This is a genomic window from Paraburkholderia sp. CNPSo 3274 (assembly GCF_024206475.1).
Classification (GTDB): Bacteria; Pseudomonadota; Gammaproteobacteria; order Burkholderiales; family Burkholderiaceae; genus Paraburkholderia.
In genome coordinates this window covers 15355-38653 of record NZ_JAMBPR010000071.1, presented here as the reverse complement: position 1 = coordinate 38653, position 23299 = coordinate 15355, and the positions used below count along the sequence as shown (strand labels likewise).

Sequence of the window (23299 nt, the reverse complement as noted above, 5' to 3'; positions counted from 1 at the left end):
TGTGGGGCCTGGCGCTGCCCGTGATGTGGGTGCTTGTTGTTCCGCTATTCGCCCGCGGGTTTCTGCTTCCAGTAGAACGGCACGTCGCGGCAATACGAGGGAATCGTGAGCACGTCGTTGACGGGGTCGAACATCAACGCCTTTTCGAAGGCCACCACCTGCACCTTCGGCATCTCGCCCACGAGACCGAGATACCACGCGCGCATGACGTCGCCCACCATCGAGGCGAGTTCCGGCTGATCGGTCTTGAGCGCAGCGGTCACGGTATCGGAGGGCACGCCGCCATGACCTTGAATCCAGGTGTTGAGCGTCGCGACGTACGCGTCGAACTGGCTGCTCGCGTGGTCGAGCGCGGCATAAACGCGCTTGCCGAGCGCGGCGTCAAAGCTCGTGCGGCCAGTGAGGCGCTGCGATAGCTCGATGAAGGCTTCATAGCCGCTACCGGATGCGCTCGCCGGTGTAGCCGCAAAAGCGCGGCCCATGCCGAACGGCGCGCGAGAGCGCCCGGCAGCCGCAAAAGCGAGCAGCGCCGCTGCGCACGCTCCCGAAACGAAACGCCTGCGGCCAGGGCGGCCGAAGCGGTCGAATGCGGCGGGAAGATCGTGCGGCGCCTGAGACATCCCGTGTTGTGTCACATCTGTCATGAGCACTCCAGATGAGGTCGATCCCGCCAGGTTCCCCTGGCATGGGGCGAAACACGCTTGCCGCCGGCGCGGGCGGCGCTTGAAACCAGGACTGATACAAGGACGTTTGCTATCGTCGGCCCACGCGGATCTCTGCATATGCACCTTCGTTGCGCTGACTTCGAAAGCGCGTTGCCGAGTTGCGCAAGCAATATAGCCCCTTATGGCCCGATAAGACAAACCGAAAGCTTGCATGCCCGGCATAACAGCGAACAGCGCGTCACCCCGGCGGACCACGCACGGTAGAATCGCCGCAATTGATTGCTAACCCGCGCCACCCGCGCCACCCGCGCCACTTCATGAACCTCATTCCGCTGGTACTGCGCAACCGACCGCACTTAATGATCGCCATCGCCGTGGGCGTCGTGCTCGGCTTGCTCGCGCCCGCCTCGATCCATGCTTCCGCGCGCGTCCTGCTCGGCTGGGACGCCACGGTATGGACCTACCTCGTGCTGATCTGGCTGCACATGGTGTTAGCAAACGAAGAAAGCGTGCGCGCGAACGCCCGCCGTGAAGACGAAAATGCGGGCACCGTGCTGTTTCTCATCTGCATCGCAACGGTGGCGAGCATCGTCGCCATCGTCATCGAACTCGGCACGACGAAGGATCTCGACACAGCCTCGAAAGTGCTGCATTCTCTGCTCACGGGGCTCACGCTTATCGGGGCGTGGTTTCTCATTCCCACCATCTTCACATTGCACTACGCACGCATCTACTACGGCTCCGATCCCAACGAGCCCGCCCTCGCGTTTCCCGACAAAAAGCTCACGCCGAATTACTGGGACTTTCTGTACTTCTCGTTCACCATCGCCTGCGCATCGCAAACCGCCGATATCGGCCTGCGCGGGCGCAGCGCGCGGCGCGGCGTGCTCGCGCAATCGATTTTGTCGTTCTATTTCAACGTTTCTGTGCTAGGGCTGTGCGTGAATATCGCCGCGAGCATGGTCGGTAGCTGAGCACGTTTCCCTTTTTCACCGCTGCAACGGATACCGGCAATCGCCGCCGGTTTCGCCTCTCGATTCGCCCGCCTTTGAGCCCAGCCTTTGCGAACATGCGCCTGTGCGCGCGCCGCGCGCCTGCATCGCACATGGGCATGTGCCTTGCTCCCCTCCCCCGCAAGTCGCCACGCGGCGCAAGTGGTTTGGTTCCGGGCTGCTCTTGCACTACTCTGAACAAGTGCCTGTCCACCACGCGCAGCGCGGCACGCTCCGGCAGCCCCCGGGCGGCGCGATCGCATTTCGGCTAACCCCGTCTTGCATCCCCTTCGCCTGACGTACCTGGAATACGACCGATGGAACCTCCCCACGCCTATGCGCCGCGGATCTACTTCGTCCATTCCGTCCTTGCAGGACCACTCGACGCGTGGCCGGCGCACATCGCCCGCGCGGCGTCGCTTGGCTTCGATCACGTCCTGATCGGCGCGCTGTTCGCCTCGGGCGCGTCGGGCGACGACCGCATCGTCGCCGACCACGCGCGCCTGAACGCGGCCTTCGGCAGCAAGCTTTCCGCCGACGACGCCATGCGCGAACTCGCGCTCGCGGCGCAATCGCGCGGCGTCACGCTGCTCGCCGATCTCGTGCTAGATCGCAGCGCCGCCGACGGCGCGCTCTACGCCGCGCATCCCGAATGGTTCCACCCCTTCGAGCCCGAAGACGCGCGCCTCGACCCACGCCACGGTCATCGCGAAGCCAACGTCGCCTACGCCGATTTCGAGCGCGCGAGCGCCCCGCTCATCGCATGGTGGACGGGGCGCGCCATCGCGCTCGTCGAAGCGGGCATCGGCGGCTTTCGCGTGGACTCGCCGCACCGCACGCCGCCCCATGTGCTGCGCGCGATCTTCGACGCCGTACGCGCGCGCTTTCCACAAACGCGCTGGCTCGCCGCTACGCCCGGCCTGCCGCGCGAGGCGATCGCGCACCTCGAAGGTGCAGGCTTCGACGCGGCCTTCTCCTCGCTGCGCTGGTGGGACTTCTCGTCGAGCTGGATGGTCGAGGAACACGCCGCATTGCGCCGTGTGGGCTCACCGATAACGTTTCCAGAAGCGCCCTATGGCGCGCGCTACGCGCACGACCAGGAAGGCGCCGCCGATGCGCGCGCGCTCGAGCGCGCCTATCGCCGCATGCTGCGCGCGGCAGCCGCGCTGGGCACCGGCTGGCTCATGCCGATGGGTTTCGAATATGGCGTGGACGAAGCGACCTCGCACAGCGGCAACAGCGTGCAGGCGTGGGAAGCCGCGAAGGCGCGCGCGCCATTCGATCTGAGCGCCGATGTCGCGCACGCCAACGCGCTGCAACGCGAAACGTGGACGCTGCAGACCAACGGTGAACTGCGCGCGCTCAATGGTCCTGGTGCGAGCGTCGCAGCGCTCTTGCGCGGCGACCACGCGGATCTGCGCGACGCGGGCGACGCCATTCTTACACTCATCAATCCCGCGCTCGCCGCGCCTGTGCGCGTGGATCTCTCGCGCCTGCTCGACGGTGCGCCTGGCGGTTTCACGCGCTTCGCACCGCTCGACGCCGAAACGCTGCGCGGCGCGCGCTTGCCCGCGCCGCGCGACGCGAGCGCGATCCCCGACACGTTCACGCTGCCCGCGGGCGCATGCTGGATGTTCCGCGCGCTCGCGAGCCCGCTCGTGGTGCTCGCGCCGCCCGAAGATCGCGGCAAGACGGACACGAGTGGACACAAGAGCGTGCTTGAGGCGATCGCCGCTCCCCGCATTGCCATCGAGAGCGCGCAACCCTCGGTCGATCACGGTCGTTTCGCCGCGAAGCGCACCGTGGGCGAACGCTGCGAAGTGCGCGCGGCCATCTTCGCCGAGGGCCACGACCGCATCGACGCCGCCGTGCTCTGGCGCGCCGCCGACGAAACCGCCTGGCACGAATCGCCGATGGCGCCCGTGCCGCCCGCTGGCACCGACCTGTGGGCGGCCCACATTCCGCTCGATCGCGTCGGACGCTACGAGTACGTCGTGATTGCGTGGCGCGACGATTTCGCCTCGCTCGCGGAACATCTGCACAAGAAGCGCGCGGCGAACCAGCCCGTCGATCTGGAGCTGGAGGAAGCGAGCCGTCTGTTCGCGCTCGTGCTCGCCACCGCAGAAACATCAGGCACGGGCGACGACGACCAGAAGCGCACCAACGAAACGCTCGACGCCATCGTCAAACGCTTCATCGGTGCCGACACCGAAACACGCTGCGCGATCATCGCCGCGCCTTCGACGGCTGCGGCCGTGCGCGCCGCGAGCCACCGTCCGTTCCTTTCGCGCGACACGATCGTCAATCGCGTGGATGCGGAGCGCAGCGCGGCGCGCTTCGCGAGCTGGTACGAGATCTTCCCGCGCTCGATGAGCGACGACGAATCGCGCCACGGCACCTTCGACGACGTGATCGCGAAGATGCCGCGCATTCGCGAAATGGGCTTCGACGTGCTGTACTTCCCGCCGATCCACCCCATTGGCCTCGCGAACCGCAAGGGGCGCAACAACACGCTCAATGCGCAGCCCGGCGACGTGGGCAGCCCCTACGCAATCGGCGGAGCCGAAGGCGGCCACACCGCGGTGCATCCGCAACTGGGCACGCTCGAGGACTTCTGCCGCATGCTTGCCGCGGCGCGCGAACAAGGCCTCGAAATCGCGCTCGATTTTGCGATTCAATGCTCGCCTGACCACCCGTGGTTGAAAGCGCATCCCACCTGGTTCGCGTGGCGGCCCGACGGCACGCTGCGCTACGCCGAAAACCCGCCGAAGAAATACCAGGACATCGTGAACCCCGAGTTCTACGCGCACGACTCGAAGCCGGATTTGTGGCTCGCACTGCGAGACGCGATCCTGTTCTGGGTGGACACGGGCGTGCGCATTTTCCGCGTGGACAACCCGCATACGAAGCCGCTGCCGTTCTGGGAATGGATGATCGCCGACGTGCGCGCGCGCCACCCCGACGTGATCTTCCTCTCCGAAGCCTTCACGCGGCCGCGCCTCATGTATCGGCTCGCCAAGCTCGGCTTCTCGCAGTCGTACACGTACTTCACGTGGCGCGAATCGAAGCGCGATTTCACCGACTACCTCACGGAACTCACGCAGACCGAGGTGCGCGACTTCTATCGGCCGAACTTCTTCGTCAACACGCCCGACATCAATCCGCGCCATTTGCAGACCGGCGCGCGCTCGAGCTTCCTGATCCGCGCAGCGCTGGCCGCGACGCTTTCCGGGCTGTGGGGCGTGTATTGCGGCTTCGAACTTTGCGAAGGACGCGCCATGCCCAATTCGGAAGAATATCTGGATTCCGAAAAATATCAGCTGCGCGCATGGGACTGGCATCGTCCCGGCAACATCGTCACGGAGATCAGCACGCTCAACCGCATTCGGCGCGCCAACCCGGCGCTGCACACGCATCTCGGCATCACGTTCCTCGACGCGCACAACGACTCGCTGCTGTGCTTCGAGAAGGCCACGCCTGCGCGCGACAACGTGCTCGTCGTGGCCATCAATCTCGATGCCTTCAACGAGCAGGGCGCCGACTTCGAACTTCCTTGGGCGACGTTCCAGCGCTGGCACCTCGACGACCACGCCCCCCTCAATGTGATCGACGAAATGACGGGCGAGCGCTTCGAGTGGCATGGGCGCTGGCAGCACGTGCGACTCGACCCGCATGCGCGCCCATTTGCGATCTGGCGCATCGAGCCCGCGACGGGCCTGCCGCGCGAAGAACCGCTGCCTGAACACGCCGATGAGCACGATGAGCACATCGAGGGCCATCCCGAACTCGACGCGGACTTCCCGCCCGTAGGAGCGACATGAAACGCGACCCCGCTACGCACGAGCCTGTGGCGACGAACGTGCAGACCGTCACGCGAGACTCGACCGCACACGATCCACACCAGGAGGAACGCGCCACGCAACGGCGCGGCAAGCCGTCGATGCTTTCCGACGACCCGCTCTGGTACAAGGACGCGATCATTTACCAGGTGCACTTGAAATCGTTCTTCGATTCGAACAACGATGGCGTGGGCGATTTCCCTGGCCTGCTCGCGAAGCTCGACTACATTGCCAGCCTTGGGGTCACGGCGGTCTGGCTGCTGCCGTTCTACCCCTCGCCACGCCGCGACGACGGCTACGACATTGCCGACTATCGCAATGTGCACCCCGACTACGGCCAACTTGCCGACGTGCGTCGCTTCATTCAGGAAGCGCACGCGCGCGGCATACGCGTGATCACCGAACTGGTCATCAACCATACCTCGGACCAGCACCCGTGGTTCCAGCGCGCGCGCCGTGCCAAGCCCGGCTCGAATCATCGCAACTACTACGTGTGGTCCGACACCGACCAGAAGTACCAGGGTACGCGCATCATCTTCATCGACACGGAGCCGTCCAACTGGACGCACGACCCCGTGGCGGGCGCGTACTACTGGCACCGCTTCTATTCGCACCAGCCCGACCTGAACTTCGACAATCCCGCCGTGCTGCGCGAAGTGCTGCAGGTCATGCGCTTCTGGCTCGACATGGGCATCGACGGGTTGCGTCTGGACGCCGTGCCTTACCTCGTGGAGCGTGAAGGCACGAACAACGAGAACCTGCCCGAAACGCACGGCATTCTCAAACGGATACGTGCGGCCATCGACGAGCACTATCCGAACCGCATGCTGCTGGCCGAAGCGAACCAGTGGCCGGAAGATGTGCAGGAGTACTTCGGCAACGAAGACGAATGCCACATGGCGTTCCACTTCCCTCTCATGCCGCGCCTCTACATGGCGATTGCGAGCGAGGACCGCTTCCCGATTCTCGACATCATGAAGCAGACGCCTGACTTGCTGCCGAGCTGCCAGTGGGCGATCTTCCTGCGCAATCACGACGAACTCACGCTCGAAATGGTGACCGACTCCGAACGCGATTACCTCTGGAACACCTATGCGAGCGACCGACGCGCACGCCTGAACCTCGGCATTCGCCGGCGTCTAGCGCCGCTCATGGAGCGCGACCGCCGCCGGATCGAACTCATCAATTCGCTGCTGCTCTCCATGCCCGGCACGCCCGTGATCTATTACGGCGATGAACTCGGCATGGGCGACAACATTCACCTGGGCGACCGCGACGGCGTGCGCACGCCGATGCAGTGGTCGTCGGACCGCAACGGCGGCTTCTCGCGCGCCGACCCCGAACAGCTCGTGTTGCCGCCGCTCATGGGCTCGCTCTACGGCTACGATGCCATCAACGTCGAAGCGCAAAGCCGCGACCCGCATTCGCTGCTCAACTGGACGCGCCGCATGCTCGCCACGCGCCGGGCAAAGCAGGCGTTCGGGCGCGGCACGATCCGCTTCCTGCGTCCCGCGAACCGCAAGATCCTCGCGTATCTGCGCGAAATGCCGGGCGAAGCGCCGATCCTGTGTGTGGCGAATCTGTCGCGCGCGCCGCAGGCGGTGGAACTCGATCTTTCCGAATTCGCGGGCACGGCCCCTGTCGAAATGACGGCCGACTCTGTGTTTCCAGCCGTCGGGCAGTTGCCTTATCTGCTGACTTTCCCGCCCTACGGCTTCCTGTGGTTCCTGCTGAGCCCCGGCGATCAGCGGCCTTCCTGGAGCCAGCCGACCTCGGAGCAATTGCCCGAGTTCGTGACTGTAGTGCTCCGCGAAGGTCAGGCGGGCGCGACGCCCGAAAACGTGCGGCTGCTCGAATCGGAAGTGCTGCCTTCGTGGCTCTCGCGTCGCCGCTGGTTCGCCTCCAAGGACAAGCCGCTGCGCGCCGTGCGCCTCGCGGCGCTGACGACGATTTACGGCGCGGGCTTCGCGTTCACGGAGATCGAGGCCGAGCTTGCGGATGGCACGAGCGAGCGCTACGTACTCCCAATCGCCATTACGTGGGGCACCGAAATCACCACGCCGCTGCATATCCAGCTCGCGCTCTCGCGCGTGCGGCGCGGCCGCACGGTGGGCTATCTCACCGACGCGTTCTCGCTGCCATGGTTCGCCTATGGCGTGCTGCGCAAGCTGCGCGAGCACGCCACGGTGCCCACCGTCCAGCAGAGCACGATCCGCTTCGAGCCGACGGAGCGCCTCGACGAACTCGACCTTGGCGACACGCCGGAGGTGCGCTGGCTCGCCGCGGAGCAGAGCAACAGTTCGCTCGTGATCGCGGAAACCCTCGTGCTCAAGATCGTGCGCCGGCTCATGGCTGGCGTGCACCCCGAAGCGGAAATGAGCCGCTACCTCACGAAGCTCGGCTACGCGAACACTGCGCCGCTCTATGGCGAAGTGGTGCGCGTGGATCCCGCGGGCGTGCCGCACACGCTCATCATCGTGCAGGGTTTCATCGACAACCAGGGCAATGCGTGGGACTGGGCGCTAGATTATCTGCGCCGCACGATCGACGAACTCGCGCTCGCCATGGACGACGACACGAGCGTCGACCAGGCGCACGAGGAAGAAGCCGTGCAGGGATACTGCGCGGTGATCGGCGCCATCGGCAAGCGCCTGGGCGAGTTGCACGCGATGCTATCCAGACCCAGCGACGACGACGCATTCGCGCCCGTCGCCGCCACACCCGACGACGTGCGCGCCTGGGTCGACGACACGAAGACCATGGTCAATGAAGCGCTCGACATCGTCGCGCGGCATACGGGTGAAGACGACCAAACGCTCGACGAAGACGCACGCGATCTCGCACGCAGCTTGATCGATCGCCGCAAGGCGCTCGTCGCGAAGATCGACGAACTCGTGCAGGACGACACGAAGGCCGCGCGCATCCGCATACACGGCGATTTCCACCTGGGCCAGGTCCTGCTTTCCCAGGGCGACGCGTATTTGATCGACTTCGAAGGCGAGCCCGCGCGAGCGCTCGAATACCGGCGCGCAAAGACGTCGCCGCTGCGCGACGTGGCGGGCCTGTTGCGCTCGCTCTCGTATGCGGGAGCCGCCGCGCAATCGACGCTGGAAAACGCGCCGCAGCAACTCGTCGATCGCAAGCGTGCGCTCTTCGAACGCTTCCGCGGCTATGCTGGCGAAGCGTTCCTGAGCCAGTATCGCGCAGCCGTGGCCGAAGGACCGCTCACGCTCGTAAGCGCTTCGCAGGAGCAGGCGCTGCTCGACCTGTTCCTGATCGAGAAGGCGGCCTACGAGATCCGCTACGAGGCGGCCAACCGCCCCACCTGGCTCGCGCTGCCGGTACGCGGTCTCGCGGCGCTAGCGGCGCGCGTGCTCGGGCTCACGCAGTCAACTCAATCGCGTTCCGGCGGAGGTGGCCATGGTTGAACGCGCGCCCCAAGCCGGCCTGAATCCCCACGACGCCGACGCACTCGCCGGCGCGTACCACTCCGATCCTTTCTCTGTGCTCGGGCTGCACTGGGTGGACGGCGCCCCCTACGTGCGCGCATGGCTGCCGAACGCTTCGGGCGCGAGCGTGGTGGCGCGCGACCGCGCCCACACGCTCGGCGAACTCTCGCTCGTGCATCCCGCAGGACTCTACGCAGGACCACTCGCGGAAGCGGTGCCCTACCGGCTCGCGGTCGACTGGCATGGCGTGAGCCAGGAAATCGAGGATACCTATTCATTCGGCCCGCAGCTTTCGCATGAAGCGCTCGTGCGTCTCGCAGACGGCGACCCCTACGCGGTGCTCGAATGCCTCGGCGCGCGGCCCTTGACCTGCGATGGCGTGCCCGGCGTGCGCTTTGCTGTCTGGGCGCCAAATGCGAAGCGCGTCTCCGTAGTGGGCGACTTCAACGCGTGGGACGGGCGGCGTCACCCCATGCGGCTGCGCCACGAAGCAGGCGTATGGGAGCTTTTCATTCCGCGTGTAGCGTCCGGCGCGCGCTACAAGTACGAGATACTCGGCGCGCGCGGCGTGGTCCTGCCGCTCAAGGCCGATCCCTGCGCGCTCCAGACGGAACGCCCGCCGGGCACGGCTTCGATCGTCGCACCCGTCGAAGCGATCGACCACTACGCGTGGCGCGATCAGGAGTGGCTGCAAACGCGCGCCGAACGGCAGAACGCGCGCGCGGCGATGTCGGTCTACGAGGTGCATGCGCCTTCGTGGCTGCCCACGCAAGGCGCCGACGCCCCGGCGCCCGACTGGGGTGCACTCGCCGAACGCCTGATCCCCTACGCGCAGGGCATGGGCTTCACGCACATCGAATTGCTGCCCGTGGCGGAACATCCGTTTGGCGGCTCGTGGGGCTATCAGCCGCTATCGCAGTTCGCCCCCACCGCGCGTCTTGGCGCGCCGGTGGACTTCGCGGCGTTCGTCGACCGCGCGCACGAAGCGGGACTTGGCGTGATTCTCGACTGGGTGCCCGCGCACTTCCCGAACGACGCGCACGGTCTCATCGATTTCGACGGCACGGCGCTCTACGAACATGCCGACCCGCGCGAGGGCTATCACCCCGACTGGAACACGATGATCTACAACCTGGGACGCCGCGAGGTGAGCGCGTTCCTGGTCGCGTCGGGCCTTGCGTGGCTCATGCGCTATCACGTGGACGGGCTACGCGTGGACGCGGTCGCCTCGATGCTCTACCGCGACTATTCGCGCGCGCAAGGCGAGTGGGTGCCCAACATCTATGGCGGCCGCGAGAATCTCGAATCGATTGCGTTTCTCAAGCGTCTCAATCACGAAACGCAATACGTTCCGCAACGCCCCGGCGTCATCACCATTGCCGAGGAATCCACAGCTTGGCCAGGCGTCACGGCGCGCCCCGAGGATGGCGGCCTCGGCTTCCAGTTCAAGTGGAACATGGGCTGGATGCACGACACGCTGCACTACATGCACGAAGACTCCGTTTATCGCCGCTATCACCATCACCTGATGACGTTTGCGATGGTCTACGCCTGGTCCGAACGCTTCGTGCTGCCGCTGTCGCACGACGAAGTAGTGCACGGCAAAGGGTCGCTGCTAGGCAAAATGCCAGGCGACCGCTGGCAAAAGTTCGCGAACCTGCGCGCGTATTTCGGCTTCATGTGGGCGCACCCCGGCAAGAAGCTGCTGTTCATGGGCGGCGAGTTCGGGCAGATGGCCGAATTCGATCACGACGGTACGCCGCACTGGAACCTGCTCGACGACCCGCTGCACCGCGGCGTGCAAACGCTCGTGCGCGACCTCAACCGCCTCTACGCGAGCGAGCCCGCGCTCTACACGCTCGACTCGGAACCCGGCGGCTTCGAATGGCTTGTTTCGGACGACAACGAAAACAGCGTGCTCGCATGGCGCCGCGTGGACGGCTCGGGCCGCGAGATCGTGGTGATCTGCAACTTCACGCCGGTGCCGCGCCACGGCTACCGTATCGGCATGCCGCAGCCGGGACAGTGGGAAGAAGCGCTCAACACCGACGCCGAGGTGTACGGCGGCTCGAACACAGGCAACGGAGGCCTCGTTGCCACGGAGAGCGTGGTGAGCCACGGCAAGCCGCAGTCGGCCGCATTCGTCCTGCCGCCACTCGGCACGCTGATCCTGCGCCTGCGCCGATAAGCCGGCGCCGCGGCGGGATTTGATCAGGAAGCCGATGCAAAACGAAAAACAACACATGGAGCATCGTCATGGCAAACGGTCCGCCTGAGCGCCTGCTGCCCGGCTCCCCCTGGCCGCTCGGGGCGACGTGGGACGGCCTCGGCACCAACTTTGCCGTGTTCTCGGCCCATGCATGGCGCATCGAGCTGTGCCTCTTCGACCCCACCGGCCGCAAGGAACGTATTCGCTACACCTTGCCCGAATGCACGGATGAGGTGTGGCACGGCTATCTGCCGGGCGCGCATCCCGGCACCGTCTACGGCCTGCGCGCGCATGGGCCCTATCAGCCGCATCTGGGGCACCGCTTCAATCCGCACAAGCTGCTGGTGGACCCTTACGCGAAGCAGCTCATCGGCCAGTTTCGCTGGTCGGACACGCTCTATGGCTACCGCGCGCATTCGAACCGCGTGGACCTCTCGATCGACCGGCGCGATTCCGCGCCGGCCATGCCCAAGTGCATGGTCGTCAACGACAAATTCGACTGGTCGCGCGATCGGCGGCCCAATACGCCGTGGGGCGACACCGTCATCTACGAGGCGCATCTGCGCGGTCTTTCGATGCAGCGTCACGATTTGCGCACGCACATGCGGGGCACCTTCGCCGGGCTGGCGGCGCCACGTTTCATCGAGCACCTGCACAAGCTCGGCGTGACGGCCATCGAGATCTTGCCGGTGCACGCGTTTCTCTCCGAGCGCTTTCTGGTCGATCGTGGACTGCGCAACTACTGGGGCTACAACGCGGCCGCGTTCTTCGCACCCGAGCCAGGCTACCTCGTGGGCTACGACACCGACGAAATGCGCATTGCCGTGCGGCAGCTTCATGCGGCGGGTCTCGAAGTCTTTCTCGACGTGGTCTACAACCATACCTGCGAAGGCGGCGAAATGGGCCCCACCGTCTCGTGGCGCGGCCTCGACAACGCCAGCTATTACCGCTGCGTGCCTGGCGACGAGCGCCACTTCATCAACGACACGGGCTGCGGCAACACGCTCGACCTTTCGCATCCGCGCGTGCTGCAGATGGTCGCCGACTCGCTGCGCCACTGGGCCACGTCATATGGCATCGACGGCTTTCGCTTCGACCTTGGCGTCACGCTCGGGCGCGAGCCCGCGGGCTTCGACCCGAACGGCGGCTTCTTCGACGTGCTGCGCCAGGACCCCGTGCTTTCCCAATGCAAGCTGATTTCCGAGCCGTGGGACGTGGGCCCCGGCGGCTATCAGCTTGGCAACCACCCGCCCGGCTTTTCCGAATGGAACGATCGCTTTCGCGACAGCGTGCGGCGCTACTGGCGCGGCGCGCCGGGCCAGCGCGCCGACCTCGCGGCACGCCTGACCGGCAGTGCGGACCTGTTCGACAAACGCAAGCGCCGGCCCTGGGCGTCGATCAATTTCGTCACCTCGCACGACGGCTTCACGCTCGCCGACCTCGTTTCGTACGAGCGCAAGCATAACGAAGCCAACGGCGAAGAAAACCGCGACGGCCACAATGAAAACTGGAGCGCGAACTGGGGCGTGGAAGGCACGACCGACGACCCCGCCATCCTCGCCACGCGCGCGCGCGTGGCCCGCTCCATGATGGCCACGCTCTTCATCGCGCTCGGCACACCCATGCTGCTCGCGGGCGACGAGGCCTGCCGCACGCAACGCGGCAACAACAACGCGTACTGCCAGGACAACGATATCTCGTGGTTCGACTGGGCGCTCGCCGATACGCCGCAGGGCAAGGCCATGACCCGTTTCGCCGCGCGTGTGATCGCGCTGCGCCGCGAACATCCGCTGCTGCACGAAACGCGCTTTCTGTTCGGCGAGCGCGAACTGATGCCCGGCGTGCACGACATCGACTGGTTCGACGAACGCGGCGAGCCGCTCTCGCCCGAGGCCTGGCACGACCCGGAAGCGAGCGCGTTCACCATGCGGCGCGCGGGAGCGGGACTCCACGGCCAAATGGAAGTATTGTTGATGATGCTGAACGCCTCGCAGGGCGCGGTGACCTTCGTCGCGCCCGCGCCGCGCATGGCATGGGAGGTGCTGCTCGATACCGCGCGGCCCGACGCGGCGCCCTACGCGCTGCCCGACACGACGTACGAACTGGCTGCGCGCGCGCTCGCCGTGCTCCGCGCCCGTCCGGCGCGCGCCGACACGCACCGGCCACGGGGCACGCGCGGCGACGCGCCAACGCCGGACCCGCGCCGCACGCCGGGTGCGCCCGAATCGGGCGCACCTGCGGGCCCGAACGAAGCCGCCGCTGGATGAGTCAAGGAAGCAATGAGGAAGCAAACCAGGAATCCACCATGTCCCCGCTTTCGCACGATCCGCACACCCGCCAGTACATGCATTGCCTGCCGTTCGGCGCGCAGTTGATCGGCGCGGCGCACGCGCAGCCGCATACGCGCTTTCGCTTTTGGGCGCCGTCGTGTCAAACGGTGCAGGTCGTGTTCGAGAACGTGAGGGACACGCCGCCGCTCGACATGACGCCGAGCGGCAACGGCTGGTTCGAAGCGCAGGCGCCGTGCGGACCGGGCACGCTGTATCGCTACTGCATCGACGGCCAGCAACGCGTACCCGACCCCGCATCGCGGTTCCAGCCGCAGGGCGTGCACGGGCCGAGCGAAGTGCTCGACCCGCGCGCGTACGCCTGGCAGCATGCACACTGGCAAGGACGCCCCTGGGAAGAAACCGTGATCTACGAACTGCACGTGGGCGCGCTGGGCGGATATCAGGGAGTCATGAAACGTCTGCCTGCGCTCGCAGCGCTTGGCGTGACGGCCGTCGAGCTCATGCCGCTCAACGACTATCCGGGCGAGCGCGGGTGGGGCTACGACGTCGTGCTGCCTTACGCGCCGCACGCGGCCTATGGCAGTCCTGACGAACTGAAAGCGCTTGTCGATGCCGCGCATGGGCTGGGGCTGCAGATGTTCATCGACGTCGTGTACAACCACTTTGGCCCCGACGGGAACTGGCTTGGCCACTACGCCAAGCCGTTTTTCCGCGAGGATGTGAAGACGCCGTGGGGCGAAGCGCTCGACTTCGACCGCTTCGAAGTGCGCGACTTCTACTGCGACAACGCGCTCTACTGGCTCACGGAATATCGCTTCGACGGTCTGCGCATCGACGCTGCGCACGCGATCGGCAACACCGACTGGCTGCGCGAGCTGGCCGACCACGTGAAGGCGCGCGTCGAGCCCGGCCGGCATGTGCACCTTGTGCTCGAAAACGAGCACAACGAAGCCAATCTGCTCGAATCGCACTTCAGCGCGCAATGGAACGACGACGCGCATCACTGCTTTCACGTGCTGCTGACCGGCGAATCGGAAGGCTACTATCGCGCCTTCAAGGATTCCCCCATCGGCAAACTCGCGCGCGTGCTCGGCGAAGGCTTCGTGTACCAGGGCGACCCGTCGCCCGTACACGCGGGCAAGCCGCGCGGCGAACCGAGCGCGCACCTGCCGCCCACCGCGTTCGTCATGTTTTTGCAGAACCACGACCAGATCGGCAACCGCGCGCTCGGCGACCGGCTGCGCACGCTGGCCGACGATGACGCCCTGCGCGCGGCCACGGCAATGCTGCTGCTTTCGCCGCAAATTCCGCTGCTCTTCATGGAAGAGGAATACGGCTCGACGCAGCCGTTCCAGTTCTTCACAGCATTCACCGGCCAGCTCGCCGATGCGGTACGCGAAGGCCGCCGCCGCGAATTCAAGGCATTCAGCGCGTTCGACGACGAAGCAAGCCGTGCGCGCATCCCCGATCCGAACGATCTGCAGACCTTCGTGAATTCGTCGCCGCCGGCTGACGCGCCGCTCGACGGCGAACGGCGCGAATGGATGCACTTCTATCAATCGGCGCTGTGCGTGCGCGCGCATTTGCTCATGCCGCGCCTGCGCCACGCACGGGCGCTCGGCGCGACCGTGCTCGCCGACGACGCCGCGAACGGCCTCGCCGCGCTCGTCGCGCGCTGGCGCCTCGACGACGGCGAAACGCTCACGGTCGCGCTGAACCTGGGCCGCGACGGCGCGACGCTCAGTCCACGGCCCGAGGGTATGGTGATCTTCGAAACGCCGCCGCGCGCGCGCGACCATGCCGACAATGGCGTGCTGCCCGAGAGCGCCTGCATTGCGTGGCTCACCGGCGACGTGCCCGAGTATTCGAGCGAACACGACGCGCGCGTCATGCACCGCGAGGAGCCCTACGCATGAGCACGGCGCGCCGCAGCGAAACGCTCGCGACCCTCGCCGCACGCGCGGGCTTCGAGGTCGAATGGACCGACGCGCACGGCGCCGTGCAGCGCGTGCCCAACAGCACGCTCGCCGCTCTGCTGGAATGCGCGGGCCTGCCTTGCGCCAACGCCACGCAAATCCGCCAGAGCACCTCCACGCTCAACGCGGAACAGTCGGCACGGCGACTGCCGCCGCTCATCACCGCCGAATACGACAGCGCGATCGAGTTGCCGCATTCGGCCGTACGCGCGGGCAGCCACTATCGTATCGACCTCGAAAGCGGCGAGCATATCGAGGGCCGCTTCACCTCGCCGCGCGGCGAGAGCGCGCTGCTCGCGCCGCTTGCCGAGCCGGGCTACCACACGCTGACAGTCAACGACCATCGCTTGACGATCGCGGTCGCGCCGCCGCACTGCCATACCGTCGCCGACGCCTGGCACGCACGTCACGGCGAAAGCGGCACGGTGCCGCCGCTGTGGGGGCTCGCCGCACAATTGTATGGACTACGACGCAATGGCGACGGCGGGATCGGCGACTACACCGCGCTTGCCTTGCTGGCGAGCGAAAGCGCGCGGCGCGGCGCGCAGGCGCTCGCGGTGAGCCCGACCCATGCGATGTTCAGCGCCGAGCCGGGACACTTCAGCCCTTATTCGCCTTCGTCGCGCCTGTGGGTCAACGTCGCGCATATCGACCCGAATGCGGCATTCGGCGCCAAGGCCGCGCACGACGCGAGCGTGGCCGCGAACGCGGGCGACGCCTGGCGCGAACTCGAAGCCGCGCCGCTCGTGGACTGGCAACGTGCGTTGCCACTCAAGCTCAAGGTGCTGCGCGCGCTGTTCGAGCGCTTCGACACGGAAGAGCGCGCGAGCGGCTCGCCGCGTGCCGCCGCCTTCGACGCCTTCCGCGCGCAGGGCGGCGAGGCGCTCGAAGATCACGCGCGTTTCGAGGCGCTGCAGGAAGCCATGCTGCGCGGCCCCGGCGGCGAGCGCCACTGGCGCGACTGGCCCGAGCCGCTGCGCGACCCGCGCAGCGCCGACGTGGCGACGTTTGCGCAAGAGCACCGTCGCGAAGTCGACTTTCACTGCTTCCTGCAATGGCTCGCGGCGCAAGGGCTCTCGGGCGCGCAGCGCAGCGCGCGCGAGGCCGGCATGGCGATCGGCCTCGTCGCCGACCTCGCCGTGGGCTGCGACGGCGCCGGCTCGCACGCGTGGTCGCTGCCGCAGGACATGCTGCAACGCGTTTCGGTCGGCGCACCGCCCGACATCTTCAACCAAGCCGGGCAAAGCTGGGGCCTCACGACGTTCTCGCCGCGCGCCATGCACAACAACGGCTTTCGCGCGTTCATCGACATGCTGCGCGCGGCCTTCGCCCATGCCGGCGGCGTGCGCATAGACCATATCCTCGGGCTGCGCAGGCTCTGGCTCGTGCCCGAAGGCGAAAGCGCGCGCCACGGCGCGTATCTGCGCTACCCGTTCGACGACCTCGTGCGGCTCATCGCGCTCGAATCGTGGCGGCATCGCGCGATCGTGATTGGCGAAGACCTCGGCACCGTGCCGCCAGGGCTGCGCGAGCGGCTCGCCGCGCACGGCCTCTATGGCATTCGCGTGCTGTGGTTCGAGCACGACGGCAAGGGCTTTCTCGCGCCCGCGCGCTGGGACCCGCACGGCGTCGCGACGACCACCACCCATGATCTGCCGACCGTCGCGGGCTGGTGGAGCGGCGCGGACATCGACTGGCGCAACCGCATCGGCCAGACGCTCCCGCGTGCCGACGGACTCGACCCCGTCGCGCTCGACCACGCGCGGCGCGCGACAGATCGCGTCGCGCTCTGGCATGCGCTGCAGCACAGCGGGCTCGCGCCGCGCGACACCGATCCGCCGCCGGCCGACGAACCGCCCGTGAATGCCGCGCTCGCCTATGTCGCGGCAACGAGGAGCCCGCTCGTCACCTGCCCGCTCGAAGACCTGCTAGCGTTGTCCGACCAGCCGAATCTGCCCGGCTCGATCGACGAGCATCCGAACTGGCGCCGCCGCCTGCCGCTGCCCGTCGAGTCGCTGTTCGCCGATCCGGCCGTCGCCGCGCGCCTCGAAGCCGTCATACGCGCACGCGAGGCCGTCGCGCGCTCGCAGGCCGACCCGAGCGCCGGTGCAGGCGCGATCGACGCCAACTCAACCGCCAGCGCGGCGCCAAGCGCGCCCGAAAAGAAGCCGACGCCATGACACACCCTCGCGCGACGCTGCGCCTGCAGCTCCATCACGGCTTCACGTTCGTCGACGCGCTCGCGCAGCTCGACTACTTCGCCGCGCTCGGCGTGAGCCATCTCTATCTTTCTCCCGTCACGACCGCGCAGCCCGGATCGATGCACGGCTACGACACCGTCGACTACGGAACGGTGAGCGCCGAACTGGGCGGCGAAGGGGCACTGCGCCGCTTCGCCGCGAAAGTGCACGAGCGCGGCATGGGCATCATCGCCGACTTCGTGCCGAATCACATGGGCGTGGGCGGCGGCCACAACGCCTGGTGGCTGGACATCCTCGAATGGGGACGTCACAGCGCGTACGCGCGCCACTTCGACGTGGACTGGCACTCGCCCGACCCAGCCCTGCGCGGCAAGGTGCTGATGCCCTTTCTCGGCGCACAGTACGGCGAAGAACTCGCCGCAGGCCGCATCGAGCTGAAGTTCGACCCCGCCGCAGCGCGCTTTTACGTGCAGTACGGGCCGCACGTGTGCCCGATCTGCCCTGCCGACTACGCGGCGCTCCTGCAGTCCGCGAACCGCGCCGATCTCAATACGCTCGCCGGGCCCTTCCAGGGCATCACGACCCAGCCCGACGATCAGGCGCGCGCCGCCGCCGGGCGCGACGCGCTGCGCGCGTTCGTCGAGCGTGCCGGCACGGACCCCATCGACTTCGTTCTGGAATCCTATTCAAGTGGCGACCCGGTGCCGCGCGAGCGGCTGCACCGTCTGCTGGAGCGCCAGCACTTCCGGCTCGCGTGGTGGCGCACCGCCACCGACGAGATCAACTGGCGGCGCTTCTTCGACATCACCGCGCTCGCCGGCGTGCGTGTGGAACGTCACGACGTGTTCGAGGCCGTGCACAAGCTCATGTTTCGCCTCTACGCCGACGGCGTGATCGACGGCCTGCGCATCGACCATATCGACGGGCTCGCGGACCCGCGCGAGTACTGCGAACGCCTGCGGCAACGGCTCGCTTCGCTGCGCGCCACGCCGCCTTTCATCGTGGTCGAGAAGATCCTCGCGCAAGGCGAAGCGCTGCGCGACGACTGGCCCGTGCAAGGCACGACAGGCTACGACTTCATGAACGACGTGGGCGCCTTGCTGCACGATCCCGCGGGCGCAGCGCCGCTCGCCGAAGCGTGGGCCGCCATTTCCGGCGACGACCGTCCGTTCGCGGCCTACGCGCTGGACGCGCGCCGCGAGATGCTGGCCGCCTATCTCCCCGCGGAACTCGACCATGTGACGCGCGCGCTGCACCGCATCGCGCGCGAACTTCCGGGCACGCGCGACACCACCTATGCGTCGGTGCATCGCGTGGCCGCGCATCTGGCCGTGTACTTCCCGATCTACCGGATCTATCCGCTGAACGGCTTGCGCAGCGCGCTCGACAGTCGTTACTTCGACGTTGCGCTCGAAGCCGCGAGACGCGCGCTGCCGCGCGCGAGCCTCGCGGCGCTCGACCTGGTCGATGGTTGGCTCGGCGGACGCGCGCCCGAACCGGCCGCGAACAACATCAGCAGCGGCAGCGGCAACAGTGGCGGCGGCGGTGCCAGGACGCCACGCGCCGCGCCGGCCGGCGCGAACGCGAGTGCGGGCAACAATCAGGCGAATACGCCGCTCAGCCACGCGCTCATCGCGCAACGCACGGCGCTCGCGCTGTTCTCGCAGCTCACCGCGCCGCTCGCGGCGAAGGCCACGGAGGACACCGCGCTCTATCGCTACGGCCGCTTGCTCTCGCGTAACGAAGTGGGCGCGGACCCCGACGATTTCGCGCGCACGCCACACGACTTTCATGCGGCGAACCGGTTGCGCCAGCGGCGTCCTTATGGGCTGCTCGCCACGGCCACGCACGACCACAAGCGCGGCGAGGACGTGCGCGCGCGGCTCGCCGTACTGAGCGAGATCGCAGGCGACTGGAGCGCCACGCTGCGCGCCTGGTCGACGCTGAACCAGACGCATCGCCGCAACGACGGGGCGGCCGGCGCGGCCTGGTCGCCGGGACCGTCCGCCGAGGCGATGCTGTATCAAACGCTGGTGGGCTGCTGGCCGCCCGAACTGGACCCAGGCGACGAAGCGGGCGTGCACGCGCTAGCGGAACGCGTCTCGAAGTGGCTGCTCAAAGCGTTGCGCGAAGCAAAGCTGCGCACGAACTGGCTCTCGCCCGACGAAACCTATGAATCGGAGTGCCAGGCATTTCTCTTCGATATCCTCGCACCGCAACGGCGCGACGGCTTCCTGCAGGCGCTTGCCGAATTCGTCGCTCGTGTGGCGCCCGTGGGGGCGCTCAATACGCTGCTGCAAACGGTGCTGCGGCTCACGTCGCCGGGCGTGCCCGATCTCTATCAGGGCACCGAACTGTGGGATTTCAGCCTCGTCGATCCGGATAACCGGCGGCCTGTCGATTATGCCGCCCGCGCGGCCGCGCTCGACGAGCAAGCGCCCGCCTCGAAGCTGAAGGACTGGCGCAACGCACAGGTGAAACTGGCCACCGTGCGCCGCCTGCTTGCGCTGCGAGCGAGCGCGCCCGAGCTGCTGCGCGAAGGCGACTATCTACCGCTCACAGTCAGCGGCGCGCAGGCCTCGCATGTGATCGCGTTCGCGCGCCATCACGGCAATGCGTGGGCCGTTGTGATCGGCACACGCCTCGCGGCGGGGTTGCTGGCAGGCGACACGCCCCTCGTCGCGCCCGAACGCTGGGAAGATACGACGGTCGAATTGCCTAAGGGATGTGCGCAAGCCACGCTGCACGACTGGCTCAGCGACGCAACGCACACGGTGCGCGAAGGCGGTACGCTCGCACTGCGCGACATCCTGAGCGCAATGCCCGTTGCCGTGCTCGCCACACTCGCGCGCAGCTAGGCTGCACGCGAGGCGCGCTCAGCCGCCCTCGTCCTCGAGATCTTTCGGATACACGCGCACGAGCACGATGCGCGGTCCCTTCATCTTCTTCACGACGATGTCGAAGCGGTCGAACTCCACGCGCTGTCCTTCGGTGGGCAGGTCGTTGAGCGCATGGATCACGAGGCCGCCCACCGACTCCGCGCGCCCTTCGTCGATGTCGATGCCGAGCGCCTGCTCCAACGACACCACAGGCAGGCTGCCGCGGCCCATCAGCGTGCCGTCGTCCATGCGGGTCCAGTCGGTGTCGGCCTGGTGAAACTCGTCGTGAATCTGGCCCACGAGCGCGCCGAGCAGATTGTCGAGCGTGAGAAAGCCGACCGGGCGGGCGCCCTTGTGCCCCACCAGCGCGAAATGCGGCGCGCCCTTGCGAAAGCGGCGAAACAGCGCGAGTGCGGGCGTGTCGGGCCGCACGTATTGCACGGGGCGAACGAACTTGCCGAGATCGCTGAGTGCGTTGCCCGCCTCGCGCGCGAGCAGCAGGTCCTTCAGGTGGATAAGGCCCGCCACGCGTTCGCCCGCGGCGTCTTCGAACAGCGGGTAGCGGCTGAAACGATGGCGCGCCACGATCTGCATGTTCTCGCGCAGCGACAGGTCGCGGCGCAGGCCCACCATTTCGTGGGTAGGCCGCATGAGGTCGGAAATGGTGAGGCGCGAGAAGTCGAGCGAATGGGCGAGCGTGTTCCATTCGTCGGCGTTATAGGCGTTCGCGGCCGGCGCGGGGAGCAGCGGCACCGCGCTGTTTGCGCCTTTTGCGCCACGCGGCTCGTGCATCGCGTCATGCGCCTCGGCCTGGGCGGCGGCGCGGCGGCTGCGCAGGATCAGCTTGAGTTCGTCGGTCGAATAGTGCGTGTCGTGGCCATGCTCCGACGCAAGGCCCGCGAGACGCAGCACCGCGTTCGCGCTCGAATTGAGCACCCAGATCGCGGGATACATGGTCCAGTAGAAGCCGTAGAGCGGCATGGCCGTCCACAGCGAGATCTTCTCGGCCTGGCGGATGGCGAGCGACTTCGGCGCAAGCTCGCCCACCACGATGTGCAGGAACGAAATGACCGTGAACGCGAACACCAGCGAGATGGCGTGCACGAGTTGCGCTGATTGCACGCCGAGCAGTTCGAATACCGGCGCGAGCAATTGCGCGAAAGCCGGCTCACCGATCCAGCCGAGGCCGAGCGAAGCGAGCGTGATGCCGAGCTGGCACGCGGAAAGATAGGCATCGAGCTGGCCATGAACCTTGGCGAGCAGGCGGCCGCGCAGGCCGTGCTGCTGCGTGAGGCTCTGCACGCGCGTGGCGCGCAGCTTGACGAGGCCGAACTCGGCCGCGACGAAGAAACCGTTGAGGGCAACGAGCAGGAACGCCCCGATGAGGGCGAGAAGCTGGATCAAGACACATGGCTCCGAAGGACGAAGCGCTCAGTATAAGGGTGCAAGGCGAATGAAAGGTACGAGCGGGCTCAATACCGCCCGCGGCTCACGCGGCGGTCGTTCGCGTGCGGCCCGGCTCGATCGCCGCTCACGCGCCATGCAGCGGCACATTCAACACAAGCGCCATCTCCTCGCCCTCGCCCACGAGAGCCGGCGCCTCGAAGCGCCCGCCATGCGCCTCGGCCACACGATGGCACAGCGCCAGCACCCAGGCGTAGCGCCCCGCTTCCTGCTGCTCGCTCGCCTGGGCGCGCGCGAACGGTTCCAGCACATGCGCCAGTGCGTCGTCGGTGAGCGCCGCACGCGTGGCGTGCCATTGCACTTCCAGTTGGGCGGCAGTGGCGCTCGCGCTCGCCGCGAGCGTCACGCTTGCTCCCTGAGCACTCGTTTCCGCCGCGAACACCAGCATCAGCCACAGCGCCTGCGCAATGCGTTCGCGGTCGCCGTCGAGCGTCGCCGCGCCTGTCGTGTCCTGCACCGCGAACGTCACGCCGCGCGCATTGCCGAGCGCGGCGCGGGCGTCATCCACGGCCTCGCCGATCAGCGCCGCGACGGCGAACGGCGCGCGCTCGATACGCAGCTTGCGCGTTTCGGCGCGCGTGGTATCGACGAGCGTTTCGAGCAGCCGAACCTGCTGCTCCACGCCCGTGCGAATGCCGCCCAGCGCCCGTTGCGCGGCGGCGTCGGCGTTGTCGATCTTGCGTTCGAGCACGTAAGCCCAGCTATGGATTGCGTTGAGCGGGCTGCGCAGATCATGCGAGACGCGCGAGAGAACGTGGTCGCGCATGAAAAGCGCTGCCTCGGCGCACAGGCGCGCCGTGCGCTCGGTACGGTTTTGCGAAGTCGACACCATCTGATTCCTCGTATTTCGCCACAAGCCGGGCGAGCGGTCCCCATTATAGGCAGCGGGTAGCGAGCATCCCGCGTGCCCGACAAGCCGCAGGCCGCCCGGCCCTGCAAAGCGCCTACAATAACGGGCTCAACCTATCCGAATCAGGAGTTTTTCCATGTCTATCGTGACCACCGAATCCGGCCTCAAGTACGAGGACCTGACCGAAGGCACCGGCGCCGAAGCCAAGGCCGGCCAGACCGTCAGCGTGCACTACACCGGCTGGCTGACGGACGGCCAGAAGTTCGATTCGAGCAAGGACCGCAACGACCCGTTCGCCTTCGTGCTGGGCGGCGGCATGGTCATCAAGGGCTGGGACGAAGGCGTGCAGGGCATGAAGGTGGGCGGCGTGCGCAAGCTGACGATTCCGCCGCAACTGGGCTACGGCGTGCGTGGCGCGGGCGGCGTGATTCCGCCGAACGCGACGCTCGTGTTCGAAGTCGAGCTGCTCGACGTCTGATGTTCG

12 protein-coding genes are annotated in these 23299 nt (G+C 67.2%); 9 read left to right on the top strand and 3 right to left on the bottom strand.

Going from position 1 to position 23299, the window contains the following annotated elements:
- Positions 1 to 44: 44 nt before the first annotated feature.
- Positions 45 to 620 (bottom strand): sorbitol dehydrogenase family protein, encoded by a 576-nt coding sequence (locus M3I54_RS34720; RefSeq protein ID WP_254343997.1) that lies wholly within the window; start codon positions 618 to 620, stop codon positions 45 to 47.
- A gap of 362 nt (positions 621 to 982) precedes the next feature.
- Here M3I54_RS34720 and M3I54_RS34715 point away from each other — a divergent pair, with 362 nt between their 5' ends.
- The 8 genes from M3I54_RS34715 (at position 983) to treY (ending at position 20480) form a co-directional block, all read left to right on the top strand.
- A complete protein-coding gene (locus M3I54_RS34715) occupies positions 983 to 1639 on the top strand; it encodes a DUF1345 domain-containing protein (protein WP_254343976.1) in 657 nt (218 codons plus the stop codon).
- 335 nt (positions 1640 to 1974) lie between these two features.
- Entirely contained in the window at positions 1975 to 5478 is a 3504-nt protein-coding gene (locus tag M3I54_RS34710; protein ID WP_254343975.1) for a maltotransferase domain-containing protein, read from the top strand.
- Entirely contained in the window at positions 5475 to 8924 is a 3450-nt protein-coding gene (treS, locus tag M3I54_RS34705; RefSeq protein ID WP_375542264.1) for a maltose alpha-D-glucosyltransferase, read from the top strand. The genes M3I54_RS34710 and treS overlap by 4 nt, the downstream gene beginning before the upstream one ends.
- A complete protein-coding gene (gene glgB / locus M3I54_RS34700; protein ID WP_254343973.1) occupies positions 8917 to 11133 on the top strand; it encodes a 1,4-alpha-glucan branching protein GlgB in 2217 nt (738 codons plus the stop codon). The genes treS and glgB overlap by 8 nt, the downstream gene beginning before the upstream one ends.
- A 68-nt stretch (positions 11134 to 11201) precedes the next feature.
- Positions 11202 to 13421 carry a glycogen debranching protein GlgX gene (gene glgX, locus M3I54_RS34695; RefSeq protein ID WP_254343971.1) on the top strand — a complete coding sequence of 740 codons (2220 nt, stop codon included), beginning with the start codon at positions 11202 to 11204 and terminating at the stop codon, positions 13419 to 13421.
- A gap of 38 nt (positions 13422 to 13459) precedes the next feature.
- The gene (gene treZ / locus M3I54_RS34690; protein WP_254343969.1) at positions 13460 to 15361 is read left to right on the top strand and encodes a malto-oligosyltrehalose trehalohydrolase; all 1902 of its coding nucleotides are present in this window, start codon (positions 13460 to 13462) and stop codon (positions 15359 to 15361) included.
- Positions 15358 to 17601 carry a 4-alpha-glucanotransferase gene (gene malQ / locus M3I54_RS34685; RefSeq protein WP_254343967.1) on the top strand — a complete coding sequence of 748 codons (2244 nt, stop codon included), beginning with the start codon at positions 15358 to 15360 and terminating at the stop codon, positions 17599 to 17601. The genes treZ and malQ overlap by 4 nt, the downstream gene beginning before the upstream one ends.
- Positions 17598 to 20480 (top strand): malto-oligosyltrehalose synthase, encoded by a 2883-nt coding sequence (gene treY / locus M3I54_RS34680; protein ID WP_254343966.1) that lies wholly within the window; start codon positions 17598 to 17600, stop codon positions 20478 to 20480. Before malQ ends, treY begins: the two co-directional genes overlap by 4 nt.
- Before the next feature lie 18 nt (positions 20481 to 20498).
- Here treY and M3I54_RS34675 read toward each other — a convergent pair whose 3' ends face one another.
- Positions 20499 to 21905, bottom strand: a complete 1407-nt coding sequence (locus M3I54_RS34675; protein WP_254343964.1) for a hemolysin family protein — start codon at positions 21903 to 21905, stop codon at positions 20499 to 20501.
- 127 nt (positions 21906 to 22032) lie between these two features.
- Positions 22033 to 22797 carry a sensor histidine kinase KdpD gene (locus M3I54_RS34670; RefSeq protein WP_254343962.1) on the bottom strand — a complete coding sequence of 255 codons (765 nt, stop codon included), beginning with the start codon at positions 22795 to 22797 and terminating at the stop codon, positions 22033 to 22035.
- Positions 22798 to 22951: 154 nt separating this feature from the next.
- Here M3I54_RS34670 and M3I54_RS34665 point away from each other — a divergent pair, with 154 nt between their 5' ends.
- On the top strand, positions 22952 to 23293 hold the full coding sequence (locus tag M3I54_RS34665) for an FKBP-type peptidyl-prolyl cis-trans isomerase (protein WP_028202932.1): 342 nt from the start codon (positions 22952 to 22954) through the stop codon (positions 23291 to 23293).
- Positions 23294 to 23299 lie beyond the last annotated feature (6 nt).